Origin of the sequence: Metabacillus crassostreae, assembly GCF_016908395.1 — a bacterium.
Lineage (GTDB): Bacteria > Bacillota > Bacilli > Bacillales > Bacillaceae > Metabacillus > Metabacillus crassostreae.
In genome coordinates this window covers 164,194-179,985 of sequence record NZ_JAFBDU010000002.1, presented here as the reverse complement: position 1 = coordinate 179,985, position 15,792 = coordinate 164,194, and the positions used below count along the sequence as shown (strand labels likewise).

General features: G+C 33.0%; 14 protein-coding genes and 1 other annotated feature. Of the genes, 11 read left to right on the top strand and 3 right to left on the bottom strand.

All coding sequences use genetic code 11. The features are described from left to right. Nucleotides 1-13 precede the first annotated feature (13 nt). Complete coding sequence (locus JOC75_RS08815; RefSeq protein ID WP_204953703.1) at nucleotides 14-784, bottom strand: AraC family transcriptional regulator; 771 nt, start codon at nucleotides 782-784, stop codon at nucleotides 14-16. 347 nt (nucleotides 785-1,131) lie between these two features. Between JOC75_RS08815 and JOC75_RS08810 the strand changes: the two genes are divergently transcribed. Continuing rightward, nucleotides 1,132-1,881 carry a sugar phosphate isomerase/epimerase family protein gene (locus JOC75_RS08810; protein WP_204953702.1) on the top strand — a complete coding sequence of 250 codons (750 nt, stop codon included), beginning with the start codon at nucleotides 1,132-1,134 and terminating at the stop codon, nucleotides 1,879-1,881. Nucleotides 1,882-2,389: 508 nt separating this feature from the next. Here the strand turns inward: JOC75_RS08810 and JOC75_RS08805 are convergent. Both JOC75_RS08805 and JOC75_RS08800 read right to left on the bottom strand, forming a co-directional pair. Beyond that, entirely contained in the window at nucleotides 2,390-3,094 is a 705-nt protein-coding gene (locus JOC75_RS08805) for an SGNH/GDSL hydrolase family protein (RefSeq protein ID WP_204953701.1), read from the bottom strand. A 304-nt stretch (nucleotides 3,095-3,398) separates the two neighbouring features. Continuing rightward, the gene (locus JOC75_RS08800) at nucleotides 3,399-4,022 is read right to left on the bottom strand and encodes a YesL family protein (RefSeq protein WP_204953700.1); all 624 of its coding nucleotides are present in this window, start codon (nucleotides 4,020-4,022) and stop codon (nucleotides 3,399-3,401) included. 175 nt (nucleotides 4,023-4,197) lie between these two features. Here JOC75_RS08800 and JOC75_RS08795 point away from each other — a divergent pair, with 175 nt between their 5' ends. From JOC75_RS08795 to proB, 10 genes are all read left to right on the top strand, one after another. Then, complete coding sequence (locus tag JOC75_RS08795; protein ID WP_204953699.1) at nucleotides 4,198-4,452, top strand: GlsB/YeaQ/YmgE family stress response membrane protein; 255 nt, start codon at nucleotides 4,198-4,200, stop codon at nucleotides 4,450-4,452. A 299-nt stretch (nucleotides 4,453-4,751) separates the two neighbouring features. Further along, entirely contained in the window at nucleotides 4,752-6,074 is a 1,323-nt protein-coding gene (locus JOC75_RS08790; RefSeq protein WP_204953698.1) for an ABC transporter substrate-binding protein, read from the top strand. A gap of 238 nt (nucleotides 6,075-6,312) precedes the next feature. After that, nucleotides 6,313-7,173: a carbohydrate ABC transporter permease gene (locus tag JOC75_RS08785; RefSeq protein ID WP_204954198.1), complete on the top strand. Its 861-nt coding sequence runs from the start codon at nucleotides 6,313-6,315 to the stop codon at nucleotides 7,171-7,173. Then, nucleotides 7,173-7,988 carry a carbohydrate ABC transporter permease gene (locus JOC75_RS08780; protein WP_204953697.1) on the top strand — a complete coding sequence of 272 codons (816 nt, stop codon included), beginning with the start codon at nucleotides 7,173-7,175 and terminating at the stop codon, nucleotides 7,986-7,988. The genes JOC75_RS08785 and JOC75_RS08780 overlap by 1 nt, the downstream gene beginning before the upstream one ends. A gap of 142 nt (nucleotides 7,989-8,130) precedes the next feature. Further along, entirely contained in the window at nucleotides 8,131-9,150 is a 1,020-nt protein-coding gene (locus JOC75_RS08775; protein ID WP_204953696.1) for a LacI family DNA-binding transcriptional regulator, read from the top strand. Between the two features lie 197 nt (nucleotides 9,151-9,347). Then, nucleotides 9,348-11,021 carry a glycoside hydrolase family 13 protein gene (locus JOC75_RS08770; protein ID WP_204953695.1) on the top strand — a complete coding sequence of 558 codons (1,674 nt, stop codon included), beginning with the start codon at nucleotides 9,348-9,350 and terminating at the stop codon, nucleotides 11,019-11,021. A gap of 325 nt (nucleotides 11,022-11,346) precedes the next feature. Continuing rightward, nucleotides 11,347-12,057 carry an MBL fold metallo-hydrolase gene (locus tag JOC75_RS08765; RefSeq protein WP_204953694.1) on the top strand — a complete coding sequence of 237 codons (711 nt, stop codon included), beginning with the start codon at nucleotides 11,347-11,349 and terminating at the stop codon, nucleotides 12,055-12,057. 41 nt (nucleotides 12,058-12,098) lie between these two features. Next, entirely contained in the window at nucleotides 12,099-12,683 is a 585-nt protein-coding gene (locus JOC75_RS08760; protein ID WP_204953693.1) for a TetR/AcrR family transcriptional regulator, read from the top strand. A 197-nt stretch (nucleotides 12,684-12,880) separates the two neighbouring features. After that, the gene (locus tag JOC75_RS08755; protein ID WP_204953692.1) at nucleotides 12,881-14,227 is read left to right on the top strand and encodes an MATE family efflux transporter; all 1,347 of its coding nucleotides are present in this window, start codon (nucleotides 12,881-12,883) and stop codon (nucleotides 14,225-14,227) included. 121 nt (nucleotides 14,228-14,348) lie between these two features. Next, nucleotides 14,349-14,584, top strand: a binding site (T-box leader). Between the two features lie 99 nt (nucleotides 14,585-14,683). Further along, nucleotides 14,684-15,790 carry a glutamate 5-kinase gene (gene proB / locus JOC75_RS08750; RefSeq protein WP_204953691.1) on the top strand — a complete coding sequence of 369 codons (1,107 nt, stop codon included), beginning with the start codon at nucleotides 14,684-14,686 and terminating at the stop codon, nucleotides 15,788-15,790. Nucleotides 15,791-15,792 lie beyond the last annotated feature (2 nt).

The following is a 15,792-nucleotide window of genomic DNA, read 5'->3' as shown; positions in this document are numbered from 1 at the left end:
TTTCTTCATAAATCTATTCTTCACGTCTATATATACCAGGTGATACACCATATGTTTTCTTAAATACCTTATGAAAATAAGGATAACTGCCAAAGCCACAGTTCAAGGCAATTTGTTCAAGTGATTTTGATGTATATTTCATTTGGTCAAGAGCTGAAGATAAGCGAATTTCTTGTGTATATTTAATCATTGTTTTCCCAACACTATTCTTGAATAAAAAGGATGCTCTCGAAACACTAAGCTCAACATGTTTGGCGACTTCTTCTATTTTTAATGGTGATAATGCTCTTTCTTCAATATAACGCATCATTCGTGTAACAGCAGGTGGGCGGTTGAAAACAATAGTTGTTTCATTTACGTATCTTTCCAATAATAAACACAGAGCTTTCATTAAATGGTCATTAAGACTTTTATCCTGCTCAGTAGACGGTCGTTGTTCTTCAATGATGAGATATCTCCATAAATTCAAAATTTTATCGTCTAACTTAATGCGCGATATTGTTGGTTTCTTTGAACGATGCCACCAATTATCGATCCAGCTTCCACGACAAAAAATATAGTAGTCTCCACTGTTTTGTCCCTCCTCTATGTTTAATTCATATTGTTCTTTTGGGTTTAGAAGAAGAAGATCTCCTTTTTCAATCGTATATTTTTTATTATTTACAGTTATTTGACAAGATCCTTCTGTTTGTAAACGAAATAAATAATCATCAAATCCAGCATGATCAATAGAATGAAACTTTCTAGTATGATAGGAAAAACTGCAAAACACGATATCAATCATATTTCTCTAAACTCCTTTGAAAAAGTCTCTTTTTAAAACGACTATTGCTATGTATCAAAATATGGATTGTAAATCAATTTTTTCAATATATGGTACCATTTTATGAAGAAAAGATGTACTAGACTCAATACAGTTCTGATTGCTTCGGTTATTTAAGCAACAAAGTTTATGGTAAGTCTTAAATAAAAATAGGAAGATAGTATATGTTTTAATTATATCATTCATTTGCAAATAGTAATTTATCGTTTAAGCTAAAGGTAAATAAGATATAAATGATTGAACGAAACTATTCGTATTTTTTTGTTATATGGAACGCAGAAAATAATAAATGAAAGAGGTTAAAAGTTATGACAAATATTCCAATTGCTATTCAATTATATACATTACGTGAGGAAACAAAAAAAGATTTTGCTGGTACACTACAGCGTGTAGCTGAAATTGGATTTGATGGTGTAGAATTTGCAGGTTTTGAGGGTCTAAGTGCTCAAGAGGTTAAGAAGTTGTTAGATCGTAACAACTTAAAAGCAGCATCAAGCCATATCTCACTAGAAGAACTTAAAAATAATTTAACTCAAGTGATTAATGACCAAAAAATCATCGGCAGCAAGTATGTTGTTTGTCCTTATTTAGCAGAGGATCAGAGAAGTGAAGAAGATTATCAATCACTTATTTCCTTTTTAGATGAAACTGGTGAAAAGCTAAAAGCAGAAGGAATAACTCTTTGCTATCATAACCATGATTTTGAACTTCAGAAATTACAGGATGGAAGAACAGCTTTAGAGTCGATTTTTAATGATACGAATGCAGAAAACCTTCATACAGAGCTAGATGTTTATTGGCTCACAAAAGTTGAAGAAGATCCTATAGAGTGGTTAAATAGATATAAAGGACGTACACCTCTCGTTCATTTAAAAGATATGACAACTGATGATGAGAAATTTTTTGCTGAGCTTGGAACAGGTGGAGTGGAAATTGATGCAATTCTTGAACTAGGGAATGAACTTAACGTTGAATGGTGGATTGTAGAGCAAGATGTTTGTCGTCGTCCAGTGTTTGAAAGTATTGAAAGAAGTTTTAATTACTTAAAACGAAAATGAGTAATGTGTCTTATGGCACTATGTGATATGAGAAAAAGAGGCTGACATAATGAGAGAAATCAACGAAAAAGACGAATAAATCTAAATTCAGTTAAGTTGAAAGAGACAAATTCGCTCCATTACGCTGCAGACATAAGATTCGCCGGGGAGGAAGCTAAGCCTCCTCGTAAGCTGCGCGCCTGTGGGGTCTCAGCCTTTCCTCTGCACCCGCAGGAGTCAAATGTCTTCCGCTCCATTCCACTAGTTCTTATAATAGTATGCAAAATCAAAAAAACTATTGAAGACAGCAATGATAACCCGAAATATCACCTAATATTTCGGGTTTATCATTGCTTAAATACTTATGTCCCAGCCTCTTTAAAATAGTTTATTACTTCAGCAGTTATGTTAAAGCTTAATGTTTAGTACCTTATTGTATTGTGTTAATAGACATGTGACTACTGCTTGGATAAGTGTGCCATAAAAGAGTTTTTTTTATGGTTCTGTTAAAGAAATCAAAAGTATTCCTTTAACAAAGCTTTTTATTCTGTAAAGCTATGGTGCTTAGTAGGTTGCGATGTATTTCTGCACTCAAAGCTTTATATCCTTCAGCTGTAAGATGAATACCATCATCACTTATTAAGTCAACTAAGTTTCCTGCTTTTTTAATTCCTGTTCTCACATCGATTTTCATTATATTTAACTCTTCAGCTAATTGATTTAAATGATGATTATAAACTCCATGCCAATAGTCTATTCCTCCAACTTGACTAATCCAATGACTAATTGAAGGACTATATTTTTCTGAAATATTCTTATAATATCGAACTGGATCTAAAGGTGGAAGTGTAGAAATTACGGGTGTAATACCACTTTGAGATATTTGGTTAATCATTGTTTTAATATTGTGTAAGTAACGATCTAGCGGCACAATTGCTTTGTGTTCTTTTAATGGATTATTAGCAACTTCTTCCCATTTAAAATTACAGTCGTTTCCTCCAACACCTACAATCACATAATCTGGTTTTTCATGAATAACATCCTTTTCAAGTCTTTCCAATAATAAGTCAGAGTTATCATTAAATACACCCTTATTTACAACTGTAACATCATTTTTATTGCTCGAGAATAATTCTTGTAAAGAAGTTGGGTAACTTTCCTTTAAAATTCTTAATCTTCCTTTTACGATAGAGACGCCTCTTGTGAGACTGTCACCAAAACATATAATTTTCATGTAGCATACCTCATTATGAATAAATCAATTTTAAATATCTTATTTCTTCTATCATAACGCAAAGAATAATCTTGTAAACTATTAGCACTTAATCATCAAATATTATTCACAATATATAGACAAAGGTATGAATTATGCATTATAAGGTAGTTACTTTCAAATGATACTTTAGGAGGGAAAAACGATGATGAGATGATACATGACTTTGAACTTTTACCATATGTTCATAAAAATAGGCTACCAATTCTGTGAAGAACAGGTAGCCTATTTTTATCATGTTAGCAACAACCTAAATTCAAAAAATTTATAAGGTGCTTTCAGCTTCTTGTTGCTCAAACTTCTTGTAAGTTCGTAGTGACATCCAAGATAAGTAAAAGCTTATTGAGCTAAAAAGAAAGAAAAAATTCAGACCTGGTATTGAAGAAAGCATGTAAAAGATCGCATATGAACCTACAATCATTAACAAAGTGTTTAGAGGTTTAATCATACCAATAAGGAAAGCACGTTTTATATATTGAAAAGTTGTTAATCTATAATGTACAAAAAGTGGGAAAATGTGAATCATCAGTATCACAAAAAATAAGCAAAGTGAGAAAAATCCACCAATCATAAGAATTGAAGCTCCATCAGTGAGTGATTTTGTGTACAAGTAATTAATATAAAGTAAACCTGCAATAAGATAAAAAATAATCCCTAATACATTAGCTTGAAGAAATTCTTTTTTAAAGGTCGACCAAAATGTTTTAAATAGAGGAACATCATAATCTCCTAACGTCCATTTTCTCGTGATAGTGAACATAGCAGCTGTAGCTGGAAAAAGTCCAAAAACAACCAATCCACATAGTGTGAATAAAAACCATAATAAATTTACAATACAAAGTCTCATAATCCACTCAGCTACATTGTATAGCTTGTCCATTGTACCCATTGTATATAACGTCCTTTCATATATTGAAAAGAGATTATCCTAAAGAATAGTATAGGTCTTTTCATTGAAGTTTTAATATAGTTATCCTACGTCGTATTATATAGTGGTTTTCTTTGATCGTAAACTGGGAATAAAGAGTGTAAAGATAAACTAAAGAACAAAGGGAGTGTTAGTGATGGGCTTTCTTCTTTATCTAATAGTTGGAGGACTGCTTGGATGGTTAGCTGGTTTAATAGTAGGAAGAGATATTCCAGGTGGAGTAATTGGAAATATTATATTAGGAATCATTGGAGCATGGCTTGGAGGAGAGATATTTGGTGATTTTGGTCCAAAACTAGCCAATATAGCGATAATCCCAGCATTAATTGGAGCGATTATCGTGGTATTGTTAGTTGGGCTAATAATGAAAATGAGTAAAAATAAAAGATAGAAATGAAGTCCACTTTGATCTGCTGATTGAAGTGGTTTTTTTAGGTAATAGTAATCTATTAAAAAATTTTCAAAAAAATATTGTGCGGAATAAATATGTGTGTTATATTTTTATTGCAAGGTTAGTGCAAACGATTTCGCAATTAAGTGCACATAGATTACATATAATTAAAATAGAATAACAAAGACTTAAGTGTATTTATGTTAATCTGTTTTAAAAGTAACTATGTTTTTTTAAAACTAATTGTGCAAACGTTTTTCTAACTGAAAGCGCATAAATAAAAAATGGGGGTAAAAACAATGAGTAGCAAAAAATTATTCTTGGGGCTTTTCTCTATTATGTTTCTTGTAAGCGTTGTACTTGCTGGTTGTTCTGGCGGTTCTGATGAAACAGAAGGTACAGAATCTGGTGGTAATGATGCAGGAGGAGAAGAAGTTACATTAGATATTTTCCAATTTAAAGTAGAATTTAAAGATCAATTTGAAGCTGTTGCCAAACAATATCAAGAAGCAAATCCAGGCGTTAAAATCAACATTCAAACTGTTGGTGGCGGAGAAGATTATGGTGCAGCATTAAGATCTAAATTTGCTTCAGGTGATGAGCCAGCAATTTTCAACATCGGTGGTCCTACTGATGTTATTGACTGGGAAGATAGCTTAGCTGATTTAACAGATACTCAAGCAGCAGGAGTTGCGCTTGAAGGAACTCTTGACGGAGTTACTAAAGAAGATAAAGCATATGGATTACCATTTAACCAAGAAGGTTATGGTTTAATTTACAACACTGAAATTTTCGAAAAAGCGGGAATTGATCCTACAACAATTAAAGATATGGCTTCATTAGAAGAAGCTGTTGCAACATTAGATGGAAAAAAAGGTGACTTAGGCTTAGATGCAGTATTTGCTTTCCCAGCTAAAGAGACTTGGGTAACAGGTCAACATTTAGCAAATGCATTTATCGCTCCAGAATTTGACGGTAATGTAACTAAGGCTTATGAAGCTGACACAATTGCTTTTGAATATGCAGATGCAATGAAAAACTTTATCGATTTACAAAACAAATTCTCAGTTCAACCTGTTGTAAGTCTTGATTATTCACAACAAGTAGAAGAATTATTCTCTACAGGTAAGGTTGCTATTATTCAACAAGGTAACTGGGTATACGGATCTATCGCAGGTATTGACGAAGAGTTAGCTAATAACAAAGTTGGTATTTTACCAATACCAGTTCCAGGATATAAAGAGGATTCAATTCCTGTAGGTGTTCCAATGTACTGGGCAGTAAATAAGAACAAAGATGAAAAAGTAGTAGAAGAGTCTAAGAAATTCCTAGACTGGTTATATACTTCTGATGAAGGTAAAGAAGCTGTTGTTAGTGACTTTAAATTCATCCCAGCTTATGAAGGTTATGATGCTTCAAAAATTACAGATCCACTTTCAAAATCAATTTATGAGTATGCAGAAGCAGGAAAAACAATTGGTTGGACATTCAGTGGATACCCACTAAACTGGGCTCAAAATGAACTTGGTGTTAACATCCAAAAATATCTGAGCGATGCAGCTACATGGGAAGAAGTAATTAACGATTCAAAAGCTGCTTGGGAAGAAGCGAGAGCAGAATAGTTAATAGATAGTAAGAAAGTGAGCAAACGAGGTAGCGATATTTGCTACTTCGTTTGCTCATACATTTAATCTACTAATTTACCATTATTGTATAAGGCACTTCATAATAGAAGGTAGTGTCACCTTCTATTATGAAGCGTCTTATAGCACACCATGAAAAGGACGTTATATAAATCTTTGTTAGTTAAACAAAGGTAAAACATTAAAAAGCTATCATATGTTGGAGGGATAAAACATGATGCGTACAAAGGATCTATCATATTGGTTGTTTTTAGCGCCGGTCCTATTAGCATTAACATTGGTTATTATTTTACCTTTATTAATAGGGGTATACTATTCATTTACTGATTGGAATGGAATAAAAACTGGTTCATTCCTAGGTTTCGAGAATTATATCGATGCCTTTAAAGACGAAGAGTTTTTAAACTCTCTTTGGTTTACAACTAAATTCTCAGTTGTGTCGGTTTTTCTAACGAATATAATTGGGCTCGGTTTAGCATTAATTGTTACAACTAAAATTAAATCTAGTAAATTTTTAAGAACGGTTTTCTTTATGCCAAACTTAATTGGTGGACTGATTTTAGGATTTATCTGGCAGTTTATTTTCATCAAAGTATTTTCTGGTTTTGGAGATATGTTTGGGATCGAGAGTCTGAAGGGTTGGTTATCTACAACTGAAACAGGCTTTTGGGGGCTAGTTATCTTGATGAGCTGGCAGATGTCAGGTTATATTATGATCATTTATATCGCGTATTTAGAAGGACTTCCTAGTGAGTTGTTAGAAGCTTCTGAAATTGATGGAGCTGGTCCTTTCCAACGCTTAAGATATATTATATTCCCTCTAGTTGCACCGGCATTTACGGTTAGTATGTTCTTAACTTTATCAAACTCATTTAAGTTATATGATCAAAACCTTTCACTAACAGCAGGTGGACCATATAATTCCACACAAATGGTGGCAATGGAAATCTTTAAAACTGCATTTGGAGAGAGAGATATGGCATATGCACAAGCAAAAGCTGTTGTTTTCTTTATCATAGTTGCAGTAATAGCTTTAACTCAAGTTTATATTAATAAGAAAAGGGAGGTTGAAATGTAATGAGAAGCAAATATCCATTTTCACTTGAGATATTAGGAATCTTATTAGGGCTTTTATGGCTTTCACCTTTCTATTTAATGATCGTTAACTCTCTTAAAACAAAAAGAGAAATATTTTCAGATGTTATTCGTTTACCTGAAGAATTTACATTTGATAACTATATTCAGGCCTTTGAAGAACTTGATTTTATCCAAACATTCTTTAATTCAGTGATTATTACAGTTACGAGTGTATTGATTATTATCATTTTTTCATCTATGGCAGCTTACGCTTTATCTCGTAATAAAAGTAAAATCAGTACATTTTTATTTATGGTATTTGTTGCAGCCATGTTAATTCCTTTCCAATCAGTTATGATTCCACTTATAACAGTATTTGGACAGGTAGAAATGTTAAATCGTGTAGGTCTAATCTTTATGTATTTAGGATTCGGAAGCAGTTTATCAATCTTCTTATACCACGGTACTTTAAATGGTATTTCTAAATCATTAGATGAAGCAGCAACAATTGATGGATGTAGCAAATTCCAAGTATTTTGGCACATCATCTTCCCAATCTTAAAACCAATTACTGTAACAGTTGCGATTTTAAACATTATTTATATTTGGAATGATTATTTATTACCATCATTAGTCATTAACCAAGAAGGATTGCAAACAATTCCACTTAAAATGTTCTTCTTCTTTGGTGAGTATACAAAGCAGTGGCATTTAGCACTTGCAGGTTTAACAATTGCAATTATACCGGTAATTATTGTATATTTCTTCGCTCAACGTGAAATTATAAAAGGTATATCTGAAGGTGCAGTTAAATAATATCAACTATAAGGAATGAGAAATCGTTCCCATATCCTTCTCGACAGTTTATTTTTCTTTTCAAGCAGGAAAGGGTGTAACAAATAGGGAATCAAATAGATATCACATTTGTTATCACCCTGCATTTGGTAAGGAGGCACCAATGGTTACAATTAAAGATGTAGCAAAACTGGCAAACGTTGCACCTTCAACAGTTTCGAGGGTTATTGCTAATAGTTCTCGCATAAGTGAGCAAACAAAAAAAAGAGTTCGAGAAGTGATGGAGGAATTAGGTTATCATCCTAATTTACAGGCAAGAAGCTTAGCGGCAAAAAGCACACAAGCAATAGGTGTAATTATGCCTAATTCAGCTTATTATGCATTTCAAAATCCCTTTTTCCCTGAAGTACTTAGAGGAATAAGTACTAGTTCACACGATAATAAATATGGAATTTACCTTTCTACTGGGTCAACAGAAGATGAAATCTATCATGAAGTAACATCAATGGTATTAGGTAGAAGGGTTGATGGAGTTATTCTCCTTTATTCTCGTATTAATGATAAAACAATGCGGTTTTTACAACAATCTGATTTTCCTTTTGTTGTTGTAGGAAGGCCAGATGAAAATGAAGAACGTGTATCATATGTTGATAACGATAATATTCATATAACAAAACAAGTTACAAATTACCTTATTGAACTTGGACATAAAAATATTGCTTTTGTCGGAGGCAGTACTAACTTTGTTGTAACAATAGATCGATTAAACGGTTATAAGCTCGCATTACAAGATGCTGGTATTCCATTTAATGAGGACTATTTAGTTCATGAAGACTTTATTAAGGAGAATGGTAGGGAAGCAATTGCATCACTAATGAATTTAAGTGATCCCCCTACAGCACTTGTAACACAAGATGATTTAATTGCATATGAAATGATAAGTCATCTTGAGGATATGAATATTCGTGTTCCAGACGATATTTCAATTGTAAGCTTTAATAATTTAATGCTATCTGAACATTCAAAGCCCCCATTAACATCTGTCGATATTTGTATTTATCAGCTTGGTTTTGAGGCAACTAAATGTTTACTTGAAAAAATAAGTGTACCAGATACATTACCTAAAAGGATTACGATTCCTACAAAGTTCATTGAGCGGAAGTCATGTGAACAAAAGAAATAACTATATCTTAAACTTTCTTGAGGATGAGTGATGAAAATGTGATGATACGTACATTTTATCAATTATCCTCTTCCTTTTTTTAGACCTTAAACTTTTGCTTATTATTATTATTGGTCATAATAGTAGAGTTTTATTTGATTATTTAATAATTAATAAAGTGTTTGAAAATAAGTCAATGTTGATTGTGAGGCAGATTAATGAATAAATTATGGTGGAAAGAGGCAGTAGCCTATCAGGTATATCCGAGAAGCTTTATGGATTCTAATGGAGATGGCATTGGAGATCTTCAAGGGATGATTTCAAAGCTAGATTATTTAAAAGATCTTGGAATTGACGTAATATGGATTTGTCCTATGTACAAATCTCCTAATGATGATAATGGATATGATATTAGTGATTATCAAGATATTATGGATGATTTCGGTACAATGGGAGATTTTGATCTTCTTTTAGAAGAAGTTCATAAACGTGGAATGAAATTGATTATTGATCTAGTAATCAATCACACAAGTGATGAGCATCCTTGGTTTATAGAATCACGGTCTTCAGAAAATAATCCTAAGCGTGATTGGTATATTTGGCGAGATGGTAAAGATGGTAATGAGCCAAATAACTGGGAAAGTATTTTTAGTGGATCTGCATGGCAGTTAGATGAAAAAACAAACCAATATTATCTTCATATCTTTTCAACAAAGCAGCCTGACCTTAATTGGAGAAATAAAGAGGTGCGTACTGCGTTGTACGATATGATCAATTGGTGGCTTGATAAAGGAATTGATGGATTCCGTGTTGATGCAATAAGTCATATTAATAAAGAAGAAGGCTTACTTGATATGCCAAATCCAGAAGGCCAAAGATATGTTTCTTCTTTTGATAAGCATATGAATGTGGAGGGGATCCACACATATCTTGATGAATTAAAGGAAGAAACCTTCTCTAAATACGATATTATGACTGTTGGCGAGGCGAATGGAGTAAAGGTTGATAATACTGAAGATTTAGAGCTGTGGGTTAGTGAAGAAAAAGGGAAATTTAATATGGTCTTTCAATTTGAACATTTAGCATTATGGGATGCAGAATCTCAAAATGGCTTGGATATACTAGGTTTAAAAAGAGTATTAACAAATTGGCAGAAAGCTCTTGAAAATAAAGGATGGAATGCTTTATTTATAGAAAATCATGATAAAGCACGTGTTGTTTCCACTTGGGGTGATGATCAAGAATACTGGTTTGAAAGTGCTACTTCTTTAGCTACAATGTACTTCTTAATGCAAGGAACACCTTTTATTTATCAGGGTCAAGAAATTGGTATGACAAATGTTAAATTTGATTCGATTGAAGAATATAATGATGTAGCTACAAAGAACATGTATCGTTTTAAACGCGAAGAAGGGGTTTCACATGATGAGATCATGGAAGTGATCTGGGCGACAAGTCGAGATAATTCAAGAACTCCTATGCAATGGTCAAATGAACCTAATGCTGGATTTACAACTGGAACACCGTGGATAGGTGTGAATGAGAATTACCGAGATATTAATGTCGAGAAACAGCAACAAGACGAATCTTCTGTTTTACATTTTTATAAAAAAATGATTAAGCTTAAAAAAAGCAATGATATTTTCACATACGGAGCTTATGAACTAATTCTTGATGAACATCCCGCTATTTATGCGTACACACGTTCATTAGATGATGAAAAAATTGTTGTTTTTTCAAATCTGACAGCTGATACAGTTACATGGGAGGAAGATCTTAGTATTGCTTTTGAATCAAATCAACTTCTTCTAGCTAACTATGAAGTAGGAAACCATGATTCAATAAGTATATTAACATTAAAACCATTTGAAACAAGAGTATATCGAATTTAAAGTAATTAGACACCAAGATGGAAGTATATCTTGGTGTTTTTTATGTTCTTAGCTTTCTTCAAAGTAGTAGGGGTTTCATCATTTTTAAGTCTATGTTAAATAATTTGATTGTTACCTCTTTGTCTATCAAAGGTGAATAATGATACACCTGCGTAATAGCGTATAGCTGTAACGAATTCAGTAACAATTTAACAGCCTTATTAAAAAGCAATAGTCTGTAACTATAAACATCAATAAAATATTAATTGTAAAACTAACACCATTAGTTTATACTGAAACTAATGGTGTTAGTTTTTTGTTGATAACATTTAGGGAGATGAAATGAATGAAGGTAACGAGAATTGGAGATTTAATTCAATTAACTTTTTTACCAGGCTTTTTTCCTGTGAACTGTTATATTGTTGAAGATAATCATGGACTTACATTAATTGATACTGGAATACCAAGTAGCTATAAGGGAATTGTAGATGTAATTGAAAAATTAGGAAAACCACTAACAAATATTTTACTTACACATGCACATGGTGATCATGTAGGATCTTTAAACCGATTGAAAGAAAAATTTCCTAGTGTTCCACTGTCAATATCAGCACGTGATAGTCGGTTATTAAAAGGAGATACATCATTAGATCAAGATGAACCACAAACACCCATAAAAGGAGGAATCCCTAAAGATATCAGCTTAATACCTGATAAGCTGTTGAAAGAGGATGATAGTGTTGGCTCATTACGAGTTGTGTTAACGCCTGGACATACCCCTGGTTCAATAAGCTTCTTTGATACTAGAAGCAAAGCTATTATAGTAGGTGATGCGTTACAGACTAGAGGAGGAATAGCTGTAAGTGGACAAATCCGCCCTATGTTTCCATTTCCAGCAATGGCTACATGGAATAAAGAAAAATCTCTTGGAAGTGTAAAAAAAATAAAGCAATACTCGCCTAGTTTATTGGCGGTAGGACACGGAGATTTGCTGAGTGATCCAGATATTCAATTGCAAATAGCAATTGAAAAAGCAGAGAAAAACCTTAGTAGATAGGAAATGAAATAAAAAATAACGAAAAGAAAGGTAGAGATAAGATGTCTCCTAGAATGGGTCTTGACTTACAAACTATTTTAAAGGCAGCAACAGAACTCGCAGATGAACAAGGAATCGATTCTGTAACACTTGCTACACTAGCAAAAAAATTAACAATCAAGCCTCCATCACTATATAATCATATCGATGGTTTAACAGGATTGAAAAAAAAATTAGCTCTTCTTGGATTAGAGGAATTGTATAATCTGTTAGCTAATGCTGCTATTGGTCTCTCGAAGGACGAAGCTGTTCATGCTGTTTCTATGGCATATTTTTCATTTGCACGATCTCATCCAGGTTTATACGAGTTAACATTATCAGCACCAAAGCCTGAAGAAACAGAAATCGAGTTAGCAGGAAAGAAAATTGTTGATCTTACTGTTCAGATTTTAAGTGCTTATGATTTAGAGGAACAAGAAGTGATCCACGCTGTTCGAGGTTTAAGAAGTATATTACATGGATTTTCTTCTCTAGAGCAAAAAGGGGCATTTGGGTTGCCGCTCGATCTTGATAAAAGCCTTTATCTTTTAATAGAGAGTTATATAGCTGGTATTCATAAAATGAAGGACAACAAAGGTGAGAAGTAATGACAATTTAACTTTTTAGAAGTATTGAGCAATTAGTTATTATCGAAATTGATAGAGATCCTGTGATGATAAATTTTCCTGATGCAGAACTTCTTCATTTTTATATTCAATCAATTAGTTCTATTAAGAGCAACTATTGTGCAATGAATAAATAAGCTGTGATAACATGAAGAGATAAAAATGAGAGGATGTCAAGCATGATTCAACATGATTTTACAAGTGGAAATATTATAAAGCAAATTTGGATTTTTTCATTGCCAATCATGCTGACAAATCTGCTTCAAATATCATTTCAATTTATTGATAGCTTATGGGTTGGGCATTTACTAGGTGCTAATGCACTTGGTGCTATTGCTGTTTCTGGAACAGTTATCTTTACAATTTTATCATTTATTATTGGTGTTAATAATGCAGCGTTAACCATTTTGTCACAGCAAAAAGGAAAAGGAAATGGTCAAGGCTTAGAAAGTTATATTAATGCATTTGTTGTTCTTTTATCATTACTATCATGTTTATTGGGTATAATAGGCTTCTTCTTATCTGAAAAGATATTAATCTTACTCAGCACTCCACAATCAATGATAGCTGATGCAACAGCATATCTCCAAATCAACTTTATCGGGATACTCTTTTTATTTGGTTATAACTTTATCAGTACAGTGTTAAGGTCGTTAGGTGATAGCAAATCGCCTGTTAAATATGTAGTAATTGCTGTCATTTTGAATGCAGGTTTTGATCCGTTATTTCTATATGTCTTTAAACTTGGAATAGAAGGGGCAGCATATGCAACAATTCTTTCTCAAGGAATTGCATTTCTATATGGTATCTTTGATACGTTAAAACGCAATTTGGTGCCATTTATTTTTCCTAGGCCTCCCAAATTGATTGAAGTGAAGACAATCATGACATTAGGAATACCTTCAGGACTTCAAATGATGGTCATTTCAGCTGGTGTTATGGCTATTATGAGTGTTGTTAACTCATTTGGAGACGATGTTGTTGCAGGATTTGGGGCAGCTCAAAGGCTAGATAGTCTTATTATGCTACCAGCAATGGCTTTAGGTACTGCGGTTAATAGTATGGCAGGTCAAAATATCGGAGCAAACAAATGGGACCGTGTTCATCAAATTGCTAAATATGGTGTACTGTTTAATTTTATTATTATATTTGTTATTAGTACATTTGTCTTTTTCTTTGCTGATTCAGCTATTAAACTATTTATGGATGATAAAGAACCACTTCTTTTTGGAACATCTTATTTGCAATTAATAGCTTTTTTTTACCCGTTTTTAGGTATTAACTTTATTCTAAACGGAATTGTACGAGCTGCTGGTGCCATGTTCCAAGTGCTTTTATTAAATATTCTTTCATTTTGGTTATTACGTTATCCTTTATCATATCTCTGTTCACAATGGTTTGGTGAAAATGGTATTGCCTTGGGAATGGGCATTAGTTTTATTTTGAGCAGTGTTATTGCATTTGGTTATTATAAATTTGGAAAATGGGATAAAAATGACGCTATAAATGAAGCAAGTGATAGTTAATGTTTAAATTTTCAAAAATTTAATTTTGTCTACTTGACAGTGACAAAAATAATCGCCATAATAATGTAAAACTTAGCTGTAGTTGTTGTGTATAAATTAAAAATTCAACGCAAATTTTATATAGAACGTTATAAAAAAGGACTAGTATGTGGACCTTTTCATTTCAGAGAGTGAAGTTTATTAGCTGAGAGACTTCATAATGTATAAGCCACAGAACCTACCTTTTGAGTCTTGTGAAAACATAAGCGTGTTCCTAGCGTTAGTAGGATTAAGTGGGATTTGTTATTTGCGAAAAGTGTAAATAATAGAGTCCAATCAAGGTGGTACCACGGAAGCAGAGCTCCTTTCGTCCTTATTTTTAGGATGATTGGGGCTTTTTGTATGTGGAATTTTGATATGGGCTTTTTGGGAACAAATTAAGCAATTAAAAAGGAAAACAGTAGCGGAGGAACAAAAATGGATAAAAAGCGAATTGTTGTAAAAATAGGTAGTAGTTCGCTCACGAATGCAAAAGGACAAATCGATCAAGAAAAATTATCTGATCATGTTCAAGCTGTTGCTGGACTTCGTGAATTTGGACATGAGGTTTTACTCGTTTCATCAGGTGCTGTTGCAGCTGGTTTTACACATCTAGGATATCCAACAAGACCAATTACTTTAAAAGGGAAGCAAGCTGCCGCAGCTGTTGGTCAGGGCTTATTAGTTCAATCCTATCTTGAAAAATTAAATCAATTTGATATAAAGCCAGCACAAATTTTATTAACTCGCAATGACTTTTCAAAGCAGGAAAGATATAAAAATGCTTATGCTACGATAACAGAGCTTTTAGAAAGAGGAATTTTACCAATTATAAATGAAAATGATACTGTTTCAGTTGAAGAGTTAACATTTGGTGACAATGATATGTTATCAGCTCTTGTTAGTGGACTTATTCATGCTGATCAATTAATAATCTTAACGGATATAAATGGCTTGTATGATTCTAATCCACGTTCAAACCCTTTAGCTCGAAAAATTGATTTTTTATCTGAAGTTACTGATGACATGTTACAAGCTGCTCAGGGATCTGGATCTAAAGTAGGAACTGGAGGAATGAAATCAAAGCTCATGGCTGCTAAAACTGCTTTAAATCTAGGTGTACAAGTCTTTATTGGTCTAGGTAAAGGAAAACAAAAATTAATAGAGATTCTTCAAGGTGATGGGAATGGAACTTATATTGGCAAAGAAGGATTATCATCAATAAATAATAGTCGCCAATGGATTGCCTTTCATTCCGAGGTATCAGGTACTATTCATGTTGATCAAGGTGCCGAAGATGCGCTTTTATATAAAGGGAAAAGTCTTTTGCCTGCAGGAGTAATTGATTTTAATGGGAGCTTTTCACAATGTGATGTTGTCGAGGTGAGAGGTCCTAATGGTTTACTTGGGAAAGGTGAGGTTTTGTTTTCATCAGAAGAATTACATGAACTGATGGGGAAAAGAAGTGATGAATTAAAAGAAGTTGTTTCATCTATTGTTGTTATTCATCGAAATAAATGGGTAAAAGCAGAAGGAGGGCTCTAAAG

What these genes read in the sequence shown, in the direction of transcription:
- JOC75_RS08815 (WP_204953703.1), bottom strand. Translation starts at nt 784, where the DNA reads ATGATTGATATCGTGTTTTGCAGTTTTTCCTATCATACTAGAAAGTTT.
- JOC75_RS08810 (WP_204953702.1), top strand. Translation starts at nt 1,132, where the DNA reads ATGACAAATATTCCAATTGCTATTCAATTATATACATTACGTGAGGAA.
- JOC75_RS08805 (WP_204953701.1), bottom strand. Translation starts at nt 3,094, where the DNA reads ATGAAAATTATATGTTTTGGTGACAGTCTCACAAGAGGCGTCTCTATC.
- JOC75_RS08800 (WP_204953700.1), bottom strand. Translation starts at nt 4,022, where the DNA reads ATGGGTACAATGGACAAGCTATACAATGTAGCTGAGTGGATTATGAGA.
- JOC75_RS08795 (WP_204953699.1), top strand. Translation starts at nt 4,198, where the DNA reads ATGGGCTTTCTTCTTTATCTAATAGTTGGAGGACTGCTTGGATGGTTA.
- JOC75_RS08790 (WP_204953698.1), top strand. Translation starts at nt 4,752, where the DNA reads ATGAGTAGCAAAAAATTATTCTTGGGGCTTTTCTCTATTATGTTTCTT.
- JOC75_RS08785 (WP_204954198.1), top strand. Translation starts at nt 6,313, where the DNA reads ATGCGTACAAAGGATCTATCATATTGGTTGTTTTTAGCGCCGGTCCTA.
- JOC75_RS08780 (WP_204953697.1), top strand. Translation starts at nt 7,173, where the DNA reads ATGAGAAGCAAATATCCATTTTCACTTGAGATATTAGGAATCTTATTA.
- JOC75_RS08775 (WP_204953696.1), top strand. Translation starts at nt 8,131, where the DNA reads ATGGTTACAATTAAAGATGTAGCAAAACTGGCAAACGTTGCACCTTCA.
- JOC75_RS08770 (WP_204953695.1), top strand. Translation starts at nt 9,348, where the DNA reads ATGAATAAATTATGGTGGAAAGAGGCAGTAGCCTATCAGGTATATCCG.
- JOC75_RS08765 (WP_204953694.1), top strand. Translation starts at nt 11,347, where the DNA reads ATGAAGGTAACGAGAATTGGAGATTTAATTCAATTAACTTTTTTACCA.
- JOC75_RS08760 (WP_204953693.1), top strand. Translation starts at nt 12,099, where the DNA reads ATGTCTCCTAGAATGGGTCTTGACTTACAAACTATTTTAAAGGCAGCA.
- JOC75_RS08755 (WP_204953692.1), top strand. Translation starts at nt 12,881, where the DNA reads ATGATTCAACATGATTTTACAAGTGGAAATATTATAAAGCAAATTTGG.
- proB (WP_204953691.1), top strand. Translation starts at nt 14,684, where the DNA reads ATGGATAAAAAGCGAATTGTTGTAAAAATAGGTAGTAGTTCGCTCACG.